The sequence below is a fragment of the Pseudomonas sp. H26/SER47-MNA-CIBAN-0231 genome (genome assembly GCF_040310465.1).
Taxonomy (GTDB): domain Bacteria; phylum Pseudomonadota; class Gammaproteobacteria; order Pseudomonadales; family Pseudomonadaceae; genus Aquipseudomonas; species Aquipseudomonas atacamensis.
This window is the reverse complement of record NZ_JBEOPW010000001.1, coordinates 426,576-440,564: the sequence shown is the minus strand read 5'-3', so window position 1 is coordinate 440,564 and position 13,989 is coordinate 426,576. Positions and strand designations below refer to the sequence as shown.

Annotated in this window: 3 protein-coding genes; all 3 read right to left on the bottom strand. The window is 58.0% G+C overall.

Annotation, left to right across the window (positions count from 1 at the left end; genetic code table 11):
• Window positions 1–31: 31 nt before the first annotated feature.
• Genes AAEZ10_RS01985 through AAEZ10_RS01975 form a run of 3 tightly spaced genes read right to left on the bottom strand, consistent with a single transcriptional unit; the run spans window position 32 to window position 13,880 of the window.
• On the bottom strand, window positions 32–334 hold the full coding sequence (locus AAEZ10_RS01985; RefSeq protein WP_110645657.1) for a hypothetical protein: 303 nt from the start codon (window positions 332–334) through the stop codon (window positions 32–34).
• A 59-nt stretch (window positions 335–393) separates the two neighbouring features.
• Window positions 394–813, bottom strand: coding sequence for a hypothetical protein (locus AAEZ10_RS01980; RefSeq protein ID WP_143497886.1), 420 nt, complete (start codon window positions 811–813; stop codon window positions 394–396).
• 5 nt (window positions 814–818) lie between these two features.
• Window positions 819–13,880: a hemagglutinin repeat-containing protein gene (locus AAEZ10_RS01975; RefSeq protein WP_350567289.1), complete on the bottom strand. Its 13,062-nt coding sequence runs from the start codon at window positions 13,878–13,880 to the stop codon at window positions 819–821.
• Window positions 13,881–13,989 lie beyond the last annotated feature (109 nt).

Sequence of the window (13,989 nt, the reverse complement as noted above, 5' to 3'; positions counted from 1 at the left end):
GGCTGCGATCTTTTGATCTGAAAGTCCGGAATCAATATGCGAATTTCGTTTTGACTTGTTCGCCTTCTCGATAGGAGAGGACGAATGACTTCCATGGCTCGCCACGCTTGACTGCGTTTTCCTGAAGCTGGTCGACCAAACGAAGGATAATCGCCCCGTTAATATCAGTTTCAGCGTTCCAGTCCTCGACGCCATCTTTCTCAACGCACAGCTCCGTCTCGATGTAGCCCTCCCCCAACTCCACGCCATAACGGAACGCGTCATAGCCATGGACGATGCCGGCTTCGACCACCTGAAAAATCTCTTGGATGATCTTTATGTCTTCGGTAATCACTGTAAAACCTCCGGAGTGCGGTGGAAGTGGAGTTTCCTCAGAGCCATGAAAATGGAGGATTACCTATCGGTACGCAGGTTGATGTACAGGGATTTGATCAATGCGTCCTCACCGTCCTCGATGTCCGGTACATAAAAGCTCATACCAAATTCGCTAACGTCAAACCCGTCATCGTCAATGACAGGTTGAATGCCGTTACTGCGGAACAGGCTCAGTATGCGAGACAATTTTTGTCCCACAAGTTTGTGCCCCATCCAGGTGACGCCGCTTCTTTCGAAAAACTCCGCACCTTTCACAACATCTCGAGGGTCATAAAAGACATGTAAGTCGTATCTTACAAACGCATCCGTCGTATTCAACGAGGCAGCCGTTTTCTTAAACTCCTCAAAATCACCACCCAAAATGCTACGCACCTGCGTTCTGGACAAGGTGCCATTCAGAGGTCCTACCGTTCCAAATACCTGGAATGAAAAATCCACCGTCATTACCTCCTGAAATCGTTCGGATCTAGTTTGGAGGCGTACTCCAACATTTGTCTGATTCCTTCATCGTACTTGTTGCCAAACTGACTTCTGATGTCATTGATATCCATCTGAATAGCATCCATCAGGCGCCCCTCCTCGAGCAGCTCTTGTTGCTTGTCTCGATAAGCCTTGGCCTCTTCGGAACGACCAAAACTCGCGGTCTTTTTGTGATCCTCTGGATCCATCTTGATGGCAGGACCATCACGACTGCTGATTGGCGCACCTTTGTAGCATTTCTGAGCAGGGCAATGGTGTGAATCCAATCCATCATTCACCGGTTTGCTGGTTTCCTTGTGCGGACCGCCCAGTACATCGGCCGGATCTTTTTTTACAACCGCGACGGTTCTGGTGACAGCCTTGATTCCGAGGGACTTGAATTCCCCAAGTACCGCATCGATCAGGAAACGCGTAGCAACTACATACCCATCGCCGTCGTATTTGTACTCCTCATTACCGCCGTTGTGCTCCTGCTTGGCGGTCTCGTGAAGCTTCGTCAGCTCTTCTTCTGACTCACCGAGCAATTTCGCCGCCAGCTTGATCGCGGCCAGATCTTTCAGCTCATCGATTTTGTCGCCATACGCAGCGTTGAGTAGTCCATTGGCGGCCATGCTCAACAGGAACTTCATCGGGCCCATCACCGCTTGTACAGCGATAACGGTGGCCTGAATTTTCTCTGTCGGCATATCCTTGGTCAGATCAATCAAGTCCAGTACTTGATTCAATGCCAGCTGGCCATGAGTAACCAGGCTTGCAGGAACCGGAATAGGCGGCAGCGTCATTGTTCCCGGTTTATCCGGGCCGCTTGATGGGTCAGCCGTCATCTGCGGGCAGGTATTATTTGCGGTACAACTCTCCACCAGCTTTTCGTAATCAGCCGCTTGTTTCGCAAACTCGGACAGCCCTTTCAGGACTGCCTCAGGCAATGATTTTATCTGGGCGGGGTCCAGTCCCTGTCTAACGAAGTTTTTGGTGACTGCCAGTGCACGCTCTTTACCCAGTTCATCGATAAGTGTCGGGGAAACATCATCAATATCGACAAGCTGAGCATTGATCGCCTGGTTCAGGTTCTGCAGGAAACTCGCCCCGGCTTTAGCCTGATCAAGCATGTTCTTTTTGAAATCAACGACGTTATCGCTCCAGCCCTCGACAGTTTTTACCGGATGGGTAACAGCGTCGATTGAGGAACTGCTGGCGTACAACGTCGTTCGATGTTCGTCATCCTTAGTGATCTCATACGCCCTGTTGACGTCGCGATTGAGTCCGGATGTCGAGTCCTGCCCCGTGGCCTTGTCGTTACGCACAACGATCTGACCTTCACCCACGGTGGCGTTCAGCGTCTGCTGACGATCCTTGTCGTACTTGTAACCCTCTACCGCCCAGCTATTTTTATTCTCTCCTTCCATGCCTTTATTCGGCTTGTCAGCCTGGGCGCCGCCGTTATGGTTATAGCTGCCGCTGACATTGAGGTAATAACCATGCTCGTTATCCTTGCCGGTGATGTTGCGATGGCCGAGGGTGTCGGTATCGAGTTTCAGGTTGCGGTTGTCAGCGCTAATGACCGAGCCGTCGAGTTGTGTGTGCTTCTCGGTGTGGATATCGACTTTGCTCTTGCCACTGATCACCGTCTGGTTTTCGACCCAGTTGGTTTTGCCGCTGGTCTCCCCATACCCCAGTGAACCGCTGGCTGTTACACCGATGCTGACTGCAACCGTGAGGCTGGCGTCGAACTCTTTACCTTCGACCTTGCCGGTGTTCGACACAGACGTCACGGTGAGGTTGCGGCCGACATCGCCGATGACCTCGTCACCTCGAAGAGTGGCGCCGGCGATCGTTGTGTCACGCCCGCTTTCGAAGCCCAGCTTATTGCCGGCATACAGGTAGGCTTCCTGTTGCTTCACACCTTCGCGGTTGAGATCGCCGATGCCCACGTTCCCCGAACCGTAGATACCAAAACCGTCCTGGCCGGCGATGATTCCGCCTTCTGCGCCCCAGCTACGCCGATCATGGGAACTCTCATAGGCATTTTGTGCGGAAAGGATATTCAGATCGTTGGCGGCTTTGAGGGAAATATCCCGCTCCGCGGTGGCACGGGTACCAATCAGCGTCAGGTCGTTTTTCGCATCCAGATTGATACTGCCGCCAGCATTCAGCTGAGTTGCCGTCGAAGTGCCTTGATTCGATTTTTCTTCAGTCCCGGCGTTACTGACACCCACGCCAAGTTTGAAGCCACCGGTGGTGCCACCTTTGACTCCGCCCTTGCTCTGGGTTGAATGCCCATCGCTGCTTTCGGAACCGTGCGCCACATCGAACGTGATGTCTTTGCCTTTGACGTTGATGTCACGCCCGGCATTGAACTGGCTGCCGCTGACGTTGACGTTGTTCCCGGCGTCGAGCGAGACGTCGCCACCCGCTGAAAGCGTCGATGGACGTTGTGTCACCGAGCTCTGCGTGCTGCTGGAGCTGACACTGGAGGCGCCAATGTGGCCGTCGAACTTTGGTCCGCTGAAGAACTGGTCCAGTGTATCGACCGCTTTCAGTACGCTGGATCCTTTGCTGACCCCATCCTCGCCCTTGCCAGTGCCTTTGAGGCCATCAATGGTGTTGCCGATGTTGTAGGCCGTGGTCACGGTGAGGCCGTTACGCTTGATGATGTCACGGATGGTGACTTCGCTTGCCTCCTCCTTGGCATCGATGTTGATGTCGCGATCAGCTTTGAGGTTAATGTTGTTCGCGGCTGACAAATCCGAGCCTTGCTGATTGATGTCGCGACCGGCGTTTACCTTAAGATTCATCCCCGCATCGATGGAGCTGCCCGCTGCGGTGTAGCCCGTGCTGTTAACGCCATGTTGAATGGTTTCACTGCCGGCGAAGGTGGTGAAAGCATTGCTGTCTATGGTCTGTTTTATACCGACGGTCTTATCTGTATCCCAACTAGTGCTGCGGTGATTGTCGATCGACGCGACCACATTGACATCGCGACCGGCATTGAGAGACGCATTGTGGTCCGCGCTGATCCCACTGCCGATGATATTGATGTCTCGGGAAGCATTCAGAATTGCATCGTTGCCTGCGTTGACCTGGCTTCCGATGCTCTCGGAACTGACGACCTCCCGCACACCCTTGTGCGAAGTAGCGAATGTCATATCGGCGCCGAAACCCGGCGTACCGACGGCCCAACCGATAGCATCCTTCAGCGAAAGCCCGACTTTCTTCTTATATTCCTCAGCCCGGATATACGCTTGGTCATCAGCTGACGACAGAGTGATATCGCCGGCCTTGTCCACAAGGCCGGCATTCAGTTCTGCGTTATTATCCGCGTTGACTTCACTGGCATTCAGCCGAACATCACGCCCGGCTATCACTACCGCATCGTGACCGGCGTTCAACTCACTGCCAACCTGAGTCACCGAGGTTTGCAGATGGCTGCTGCCACTTTTAGACATACCAAACAGGCCAGTCTTGGTTTTTTTGCTGTAACTGCCTGACTCTTCGGTGCCAGAAAGTACCGCGACATCATTGGTCGCACCGATTAGCAAATCGTTGCCGGCGCTCAATTGACTGCCGATGATCGTGACGTTGCGCCCGCCATCGAGGCTGACGCCATCATCTTTACGCTTCGAGACGTTCATCGTCAGGTCACGACCCGCCTCGATTACCGAAGCGACGTTTTCGCTTTCATAGCTTTCCGACTGTGTGGTTTTGCTTCGTCCGAACGAACCCTTCTTTTTTCTGTAATAGTACGAAGAGGTTTCGTCTTTCGCCGATGCTACCGTGATGTCCTGTACCGCATCGAGGCTGACATCGTCCTGCGCCTTTATACGACTGGCAATAACGCCCAAATCATTGCCCGCGTTCAGCGCGATATCGCGTCCGGCGTTCAATACCGACGACTGTTGCGTGATGCTGTGGGTTTCGTTCGCGCGCTTCTTGCTGCGCGAGAAGTAGTCACTCTCGTCGGCGGCCGAAGTAATGACAATGTCATGGCCTGAATCGACGCTGAGATCGCGCTTGGCATCCAGTCGACTGGCAACAATTGCCACGTCGCGATCGGCACTGATCGACAGATCCCGTCCGGACGTCACTTCAGCGCCGTGCTGGGTGATGGTCTGGTTGAGGAAGTTGCTGCCGCGCGAGTCGGTGCGGCGATCCTGGACCGAGGTGATGTTGACGTCGCGTCCGGCATCGAGCGCCATGTCCTGTCCGCTGCTCAGGACACCACCGATGTTGCTGATGTCGCGACCTGCGCCAATGTTGAGATCATTGGCGGCTTCGATTCGCGCGGCGTTGTTCAAATAGTCACGGTGCAACACATTACCGCGACCAGTCAGGTCGAAGCCGATCACGTCACGCTGGTTGATTACATCACCCTTTACGGTTGTCAGGCTGACGTCCTTGCCGGAAATGATGCCGCCGGACTTGTTGATGATGTCGTTGCCGGCCTTGAGCATCAGGCGTTCGCCCGCTTCGATCAGGCCGCTGTTGGTAAGGTTATTGCCTGCTTCTGCCGAGAGGTTGTTCGAGGCGCGCAGCGTACCCGCGTTATCGAGATTGCCGCCGGCGATCAGGGTCACGTCTCCACCCTGAATCAGTGCCCCATTTGGCGCCAACCGGTTATTGGCCTGGGCCAGATACAGCACCGGCACCAGCACTTTTTCACCATTCACTTCGTGCTCTTCAAGCCAGACGATGTCGTGGGTCAGTGCTGCCACTTGCTGCGCGGTCAAGGTGACGCCCATCGACAGGTTGAGCTGGTCCTTGCTGGCGATGGCGTTGTTCATCAGGTACTTGAACATCGCTTCGTCGGAAGTCTGGCCGTCGATGAAGCGCTGACCAGTACGGGCGACCACGGCCTGCTGCACCAAGCGTTGTTCAAACAGGCCGTCGCCCAAGCGCTTGGCGCTGGTGTCGGGGTCGTAGCCGAGCTTCTGCAGCAGGTAATCCGAACTCTCGAATTTTTTCAGGTCGGTGAGTACCGGATTGGTTTCGATCAGGTATTTGTGTGGGTTGGAGCGCACGCTGGTGTCGGGCAGACCCTGCACGCGCGGCACATCGAAAGAAACGTTGCCACGATTAGGCAGTAGCACGCCTACTGGCACATCAGCGATGGTCGTGCCGACGTTGAACTGGGCAGTTTTGTCGTTGAGGTTCACTGACGCGCCGTTGGCCAGCATCAGATCGCGATTTTTTATCGAAACCGGGTCATTGCCGTCGAACTGGAAGTCGGTTGCCTTGCGCACCGGCATACCTTCCGTATGTTTGGCGGCAGTGCCGGAAATGGAACCAATGGCCCAGGCCTGACCTGGCGCCATTGTTTGTTCGCTGCCCTCTTTGCCGCTCAGTCGGAACATGCCGTTGCCACCCACCGGCAGACTGAAACCGGGCAATGTCAGCGGATTGACTTGTTGCTGGGCGAGGTCGGGTGGCAGTTGGCTGTTGAGGCTGATGACTGTCGTTCTGCCGGTTCCGGTCGCGCCAGTGTCGGCGTTTCGAAACGCGCCGGCAGCCCCCGCGCTGTAAGCCTTTTCAACGCCGTTGCTGATTTTATTGCTGGCTTTAATGGTGACGTCGCCCGCGGCCTGAATGATGGCCGAGGCGAAGCCTGAAGCGTCGGACGTGACTATTTTTTCATCAAAAGCTGCATTCTTTATAAAGTCAGGAGCTTCGGTTCGGACACCGTTCGAATACAACGAGTCGCCAAAACTCACCGCCTTGTATCGTGGACCGGTATAACTCCCCAGATACAGTACAACGGGCCCGATTATCTGATAATAATCATTCTCATTCTTGGCTCCCTGTTTCACTTCTCTAGGATTTACTCTCGAATCAATGTCGTTAACATTCCAGAAACGTATGTCTTTGTTGTAATCAGCGTCGTTTTGCATGTTATACATGGCGATTTCACGCCACTGATTAAGTGATTGACCCGCTTGAATATATCGACGAGAAACATAATCGCCTGTAGCAGTACCCGAGTTCTCGAAGTTGGCTACGTCGACGCTGATGTTTCCAGAGGCGACAATGGCAGAGTTCGAGTTCAGAAGTGAGCCACCGGATAAATCAAGATTTTTCCCGGAAGTAATGGAGGCAGCTTTGGAGCTCTCCCCCTCAAGGATACTTACCCTGAATTTTTGCTCCCAAACCAATTGTTTTGCAGGCGCTCGGTTACCCAGTAGATCAGTCCAGTAAAGTGGAAGCTGGTCACATGTGAGGCATCGCACCCCGATATCCGCCGAGTACATCTCGGAAACAGTCTTGAATTGATCCCTGCGGTTAACAATCGAGTTCGCCTTGATCGAGAAGTCACCAGTGCTCTCCATCGTCCCGGAAAGGTTCTCCACCGTCGCCGCGCGATTACCGGCATCGTCCCGCGCAATATCGATTGCGCCGAGGCTGTAAACGTCGGATTTCTTATTGCTGAAGCCGCCCACGCGAAGCTTCATGTCGCCACCGCTGAACAGGAACCCGCCCTGATCGTTGAGCAGTGACGAGGTCGTCAGCTTCATACCCGACGCGCCTGCGAGCGTGCCGTAGTTGTTAACGACTCCGGCGTTGACTATCAAATTATTGGCAGCGGTCAGGCGGCCGTAGTTGTTGACGATCGCCAAGCCGCCGCGCGCTCCTACGGTCGTATTGCTTCCGGCCGCAATACTCGTTGCGCTGGTAAGGTTGAGGGTGGAGGCGTCGAGTTGCAGATCGCCCAGACTGCTCACCCGCCCATTACCGCCGTAAGTCCCACTCAACTGAATATCAAGCCCGCCATCACTGGCAATCAACCCCTCGTTCGTCCAGTTCCCGCCACGCCCCACCAACTGATTCGAAGCCAACAATTGCCCACTGGCCGTCTGCACGAAATTGCCGACATTCACCGTCAAGCGCCCCGCCTGGATCACGCTGCTGTTGGTCCAGCTGTCCGCGTTCAGGGTCAGGCCGCCACGGGTCACCAGTGAGCCGCCGGCGTTCATCACGTTGGCGGTGGAGACGCCGAATTCACCGAGGCCGACATGGGTCACTGTGCCGCCAGCGTTGAGCAAGCTCGGTGCGGCGAGGGAGAAGTCGGTGTTGGCGGTTTCCACCAGGCCGTTGCGGTTGTCGAACTGGCTGCCGATCTGGAAATCGGTTTTGCCGCTGCCGCCGAGGGCGCGTAGTTTGCCGCTCTGGTTGTTGAGGTTGGCGGCGCGAATCGCCAGAGTGCTGGCGCTTTCGATCAGGCCGCCGTTGTTGGCGAGATTGCCGCCAAGGCCAAGGTCGATGAGGCTGCCGCTGACTTGGCCGGCCGCGTTGTTCATTGAGCCGGCGATGACGTTCACCTGGCCGCGGGCATAGATGCCGCCGCCGCTGTTGTCGAGGGCGTTGCCGCCGGCGTTGAGCAGGATGTCGCCGCTGTTGGCGGCAATGCGCCCGCCGTCGCTGTAGATGCCGCCCAGTGCGCGCAGGTCGAGGCGACTGCCTTCGATCTTGCCTGACTGGCCGTTGCGCAGGACACCGGTCAGACGGGTTTGCAGCAGACCTTTGAGGCTCGACAGCACGCCGCCTCGGCTGTCGAGGCTGGCGGCGGTGAGGTTCAGATCGCCGTTCTGCGCGATGATCTTGCCGCCCTGGTTGTCGATTGCGCCGTTGCCCGTGTTGACGGTCAGCGCGGTCATGCTTTGCGCCGCGCCGCCGGCGTTGTTCAGTGCGGCTGCGGTGAGGATGGCGTCGGCGGCGCCGCTGGAAATCAGGCCATCGCCGTCGTTGCGCAGCAGGCCGCCGGCGGTAAGGTTCAGTTGGCTGCTGGCGGCGATGGTGCCGCGCTGGCTGTTGTTCAGATCGCCGCTGGTGAGCAGTCTCAGCAGACTCTGGCTGATCATCTGGCCGCCACGGTTGTCGATGCTGGCCGAACGCGTCAGCACCAGCGGCCCGGTGCTGCCGAGCGCGCCGTTGACGTTGGTCAGCGCGCCGAGCAGGTCGAGTGTGACGCGGTCGTCGCCGACCAGGCTGCCGCCGCTGTTGTTCACCGCACCGCCCGTGAAGGTCAGGGCTTTTTTCGCATTCAGGTTACCCGAGGCGTTGTTCAGACTCGCCGCCCGGATATCGAGGGTGTCAGCGCTTTTGATCAAGCCGCCGGAAGCGTTGCTGACTTCACCGCCGAGCACAGTCAAGGTCTGCTTGCCGTCGCTGGTCAGCGTGCCGGCGCTGTTGTTGAGGCTGCCGGCCTTGATGTAAAGCTCGCCCTTGCTGCCGACGCCACCCTGGCTGTGGTTGATCAGCGCGCTGCTGAGGTCGATGCTGACATTGCCGAGCTGGCTGGAGATCGCGCCGCCGAGGCTGTTATCGATAGTGCCGCCGGCCAGGGTCACGCCGGTCCAGCCTGAGATCAGGCCGCCGTTGTTTTTCAGCTCGGCTGCGGTGAGGGACAGTTGCTGATTGCTGATCAGATTGCCGCCGCGATTGTCCAGGCTGTTGGCGCTGAGGCTGAACCTGTTGACGCTGGAAATTTCACCTTTCTGGTTGTTCAGGTCACGCAGGGTGGCGATGCTCAGCACGCCTTTGCTGTTGATCACGCCGTCCTGGTTGTTGAGGTCACGCAGGTGCGCAATGCTCAACGCGCCTTTGCTGCTGATCACCCCGCCCTGGTTGTTGAGGTCCTGCGCGGTGGCGCCGAGGTCGATGGCAAGGCCAGCGGCACCCACCAGCGTGCCCTCCTCGTTGTTCAGGCCGGTGCTGTTGAGGGTCAGTTGTTGCGCGGCGCGGATGCTGCCCTTGTTGTGGTTGTCGAGCAGGCCATCGACGGTCACCGAGATATCGCTGTCACTGAGCAATACGCCGCCATCGCTGTTGTCGAGACTGGCCGCGCGAACCTGCAATGCTGCTGCCGCGATCGTGCCTTTGATCGAGGTCAGGACCTTGTCGAGGGTCAGGCTCAGTTTCTGATTGCTCAGCACTTGGCCGCCGCTGTTGTCCAGCGATTTGGCGATCAGTTCAAAGGCCTGCTCGCTGGAAATCTCGCCGCCACGGTTGTTCACCTCAGCGAGATTTTTCAGCAGCAACTGTCCCGGCGCATTGATTACCCCGCCCTGGTTGTTCAGCGCACCACCGTGCAGGTCGACGCTGACGCTGGCGTGGCTGCTGAACAGTTTGCCACCCTGCTGATCGAGGCCCTGAATATCGGCAGTCAACGCATTGCCAGCGCCGAGGCTGCCAGCCGTGTTGGTCACTTTGCCGGCGCTCAACTCAAGCTGATCGGCGGCGTAAATGCTCGCCTGACTGTTATTGAGTTCGCCGGTAGTGATGTGCAGATTGCTTTTGCTGCTGATCACGCCTTTCTGCTGGTTGTCCAGCGCGCTGCTGGTGAGCGTCAACGCTGCATCGGTCAACAACTGGCCGCCCCGGTTGCTGACCGCACCGCGTGTGTCGACGCTGAGCGCTTTGGCGCTGGACAGCGTACCGCCATCGTTATTGAAGCTTTGCGCATCGATCGCCAGCGCACCTTCGCTGAGCAGACTGCCCTGCGCGTTGTTCAGCTCGCCAGAGAGGGTAATCGCGAGGTCTTGTTGCGTGGTCAGGCGAGCGCTGTTTTCCAGACTTTTGCCGACCAGCGTCAGGCCGGTAGCGCCGGACAGCACGCCGTTGTTGCGGTTGATCACCTCGTTGACGGTCAACGCCAGATTGCCGCCCGCCAGCATGTAGCCGCTGTCGCTATTGTCGAGCCAGGCGCCGATCAGGCTCACGCCGGCCTTGCTCGACAGTTCACCGCTGCGGTTATCGACACGGTCGACGACCAGTTGCAGCGCCTGGGTCGAACCGACCAGGCCCTCGCGGCGGTTATCCAGACGCGCCGCCGTGAGCGTCAGGCCCTCGTCAGCGATGACCACGCCAGCCTGGTTGTCGAACAGACCGGTGACGGTGAAATCGACCTCGCCACGCCCGCGAATCTCACCGCCGCTGTTGTCGAGGCTGGCGCTGCGCGCTTGGAGGCCAGCAGAGGCGATCAGGCCTTTCACGTTGCTCAGCGCACGGTCGATGACCAGGGTGAGTTTTTCATTGCTGAGCAGCTTGCCGCCGTCGTTGTTCAGGCTTTGCGCGCTTAGATTCCAGGCTTTGGCAGCGGAGATTTCCCCGGCGCTGTTGTTCACATCCTTGAGATTTTTCAGCAGCAGTTGGCCCGGCGTATGAATGTTGCCGCGCTGGTTATCGAGCAGGCCATTGTTGAGGTCCAGGGTCAGGTCGCCGTTGCTGAACAACTCGCCGCCGTCCTGCTGCAGCGAGGTGACGGAAGCCTGCAGGGTTTTCTGGCTGCCGATGATGCCGCCGGAGTTATCCAGATGCGCGGTGGTCAGCAACAGCGTGCCGTCCGTGGCGAGGCTGCCGCCCTGACGGTTTTTGAACTCACCGGTGGTCAGGGTCGAATCAGCTTTGGCACTGAGGATGCCGTTGTCGCTGTTATCGAGACTGCCGCTGGTGAAGGTCAGGCCCTTTTGCGAGGCGATCAGCCCGCCCTGATTCTGTACCCCGGCGACGCTGGTCAGTGCCATCGCTTCCAGGCTCGACAGCTTGCCCAGGCGATTGTCGAGGCTGCCGAGATTCAGGGTCATGTGCCCTTCACTGCTGATCAGACCTTGCTGATTGTCGAGGGCATTGTCGAGGGTCAGGTTCAGTGTGTTCTGGCTGACGATCCGCCCGCCCACATTGCTCAAACCGATGCCGCTGAGCGTCGCCGCGCCTTTGCTGAAAATCAGGCCATTGGTGGCGTTGATGATCTGCGCGACTTTCAGGCCCAGCGTAGTGTCGGACAGCACCTTGCCGCCCTCGCTGTTGTCCAGGCGTGCGCCATTGATATGCAGGTCGAGTTGGCTGGAAAGCGTACTGGCGCGGTTGTCGATCTGGTCGACATTGACGGTCAGGGTCTTGAGCGACCCGACCAGGCTGTCCTGGCGGCTGTTGAGGGTTTTGCCGGTGAGTTTCAGATTGCCTTCGGCAACCAGTTCGCCGGTTTGCTGAGTCAGGTTGTCGATGCTGGCGTCGATATCGCCCTTGCCGGAAATCCGTCCGGCATCGTTGGTGACATCCCGGGCTTTGATGCTCAACAGTCCGGTCGAGGTCAGCAAGCCGCCATTGCTGTTGTTCAGCGTGCTGCCTTCGAAGGTCAGCGCTGCCTTGCTCTCGGCGCGGCCCTTGTCGCGGTTATCCAGATTATCGATCAGCAGCGTCGTCGCTTTGTCGGCGCGCAAAACACCCGCACGGTTGTCGGTGGTCGCGCTGCTGACGGTCAAGATGTCGAGACCGGAAATCTTGCCGGCGCGGTTATCCAGGCGCGTGGCCTGCACGTCCATCGCACCGTTGGCCTGGATCAGGCCCTTGTTCTGGTTGTTCAACTGGTCGCTGATGCGCGTGGTCAGCGTGCCTTCGCTGGTCAGCTGGCCTTGCTGGCTGTTGTCCAGTTGTTGCGCTTTGATCGCTACGGCCTGTTTCGCGCCGATCCGTCCGGTGCGATTGTTGATGGCGCCGAGGGCGGTGATGTCGAGCAAACGGCCAGCGGTGATCAGGCCGGCGACGTTGTCCAGCGAGGTGACCGTGAGCACTACGTCACTCTGGCTGCCAAGTTCACCGTTGCTGTTGATCAACTGACCGATGTTGCCGGTGAGTCTGCCATTGCTGGTGAGCGTGCCTTGATTGTTCAGCACCTGATTGGCAGTGAGGGTCAGGCTGTTGTTGCCCAGCACTTTGCCGGCGTTGCGGTTGTCCAGCGTGCCGGCGGTGATGCTCGCGGTCTGGCCACTCAGCAGGCCATTCTGGTTGTTGAGGGTTTGCGCGGCGTTGACGGTCAGGTTGCGGCTGGCGCTGAGGCTCTTGCCACTGTTGCTCAGATTCTGTGCGCGAAGGCTCAAATCACCGTTGCTGTTACGGCTGCCGTCAGCATTGACGCCGGCTTCGATGGCGCCGGCATTGGTCAGTTGCCCACCGGCGCTGAGCACCACGCTGTCACGGGCGGCGAGGGTCTGGCGGTTGGTCAGATTGCCTTGGGTTTGCACGTTGAGCGACGTGCCTGCATAGATCGGAGCTTGCGCGTCGAGGCTGGCCGCTTTGACGTTGACCGCGCCGGTAGCCGAGGTGTCGGCCAAGCTCAGTTGCCCGTTCGCATCCAGCTGAATATCGCCGCCGCTGGCAATCAGTTTGCCGTCGAGTTTCACCCCCACACCGGCCTCGGTGCCAACCAGTTTGATCGCCCCGGCGTACATGCCGCCGAGTGCTGAAGAGTCGATGGCCAGTTGCGGTTTGCCGCTGCCGTCGTCGGCGCGGGCTGTGGCGTTGAGGCTGTCGGCGTTAACGTCGTTGCGACCGGCGACTATGGTCAGGTTCTGCGCTTGAATCTGCGCATTGATCTTGGCGCTGCGGGTGATGATTTCGAAGCGGTCGATATTGGTTGCGTTGATGCCCGCGCCTTCGATAGCCACGCTGCCTTGATCGACCTGAAAGCGATCCAGCCGACCGTTTTCCAGCACTGGTTTACCGGTAGTCAACGTCACCCGTGGTGCGTTGATGAAACCGCAGCCATTGCAGGTAATGCCATAAGGGTTGGCGACGATCACCCGCGCAGACTGCCCGGCCACTTCGGTGTAACCGCGCAACTGACTCGGGTTGCCGCTGATGACTTCGTTGAGAATCGCCTGCGCCGAACCGCTGTTTTTCAGGTTCGGGTTGCCGATGACGTGACCGCCCAGTTGCGTGTTCGAAGTTTGAATCGCGCCGTTGTTGAGGATGACGCCCTGTGCGCCGACGTTGTAATCGTGGAACTGGTTGTGCGACAGGCCACTGGCATTGGGCGTGGCGATGTTGACGATCGGCACGCCGTTGCCGGCACGGTCCAGCGTGGTATTCGGGTTGGCCACGACGATGCCGTCGGCCTGCGCCCACAGCGGTTGCCAGAACATGACGTTGGCCAGCAGGAACGCCAGTCCGCGCTTGGGCATGCCGAGGAACTGCTCGCGTTTGGCCGTAGCGGCAGAAGGCTGGCGAGCGAGGAATGCGTACTGGCGAACGTCCATGTAGAAGATCCTGCAACGGGCAATAATCGGTTTGATCAGGTGCCATGCTCCGCAGGTAAGCGGCGCGGATGAGCGCAAAGAGTCGCTGGCATCCCTGCAATAGCGCACT

Excerpts from the sequence above, each read along its gene's own strand:
- AAEZ10_RS01975 (WP_350567289.1), bottom strand. The coding sequence starts at position 13,880 with ATGGACGTTCGCCAGTACGCATTCCTCGCTCGCCAGCCTTCTGCCGCT.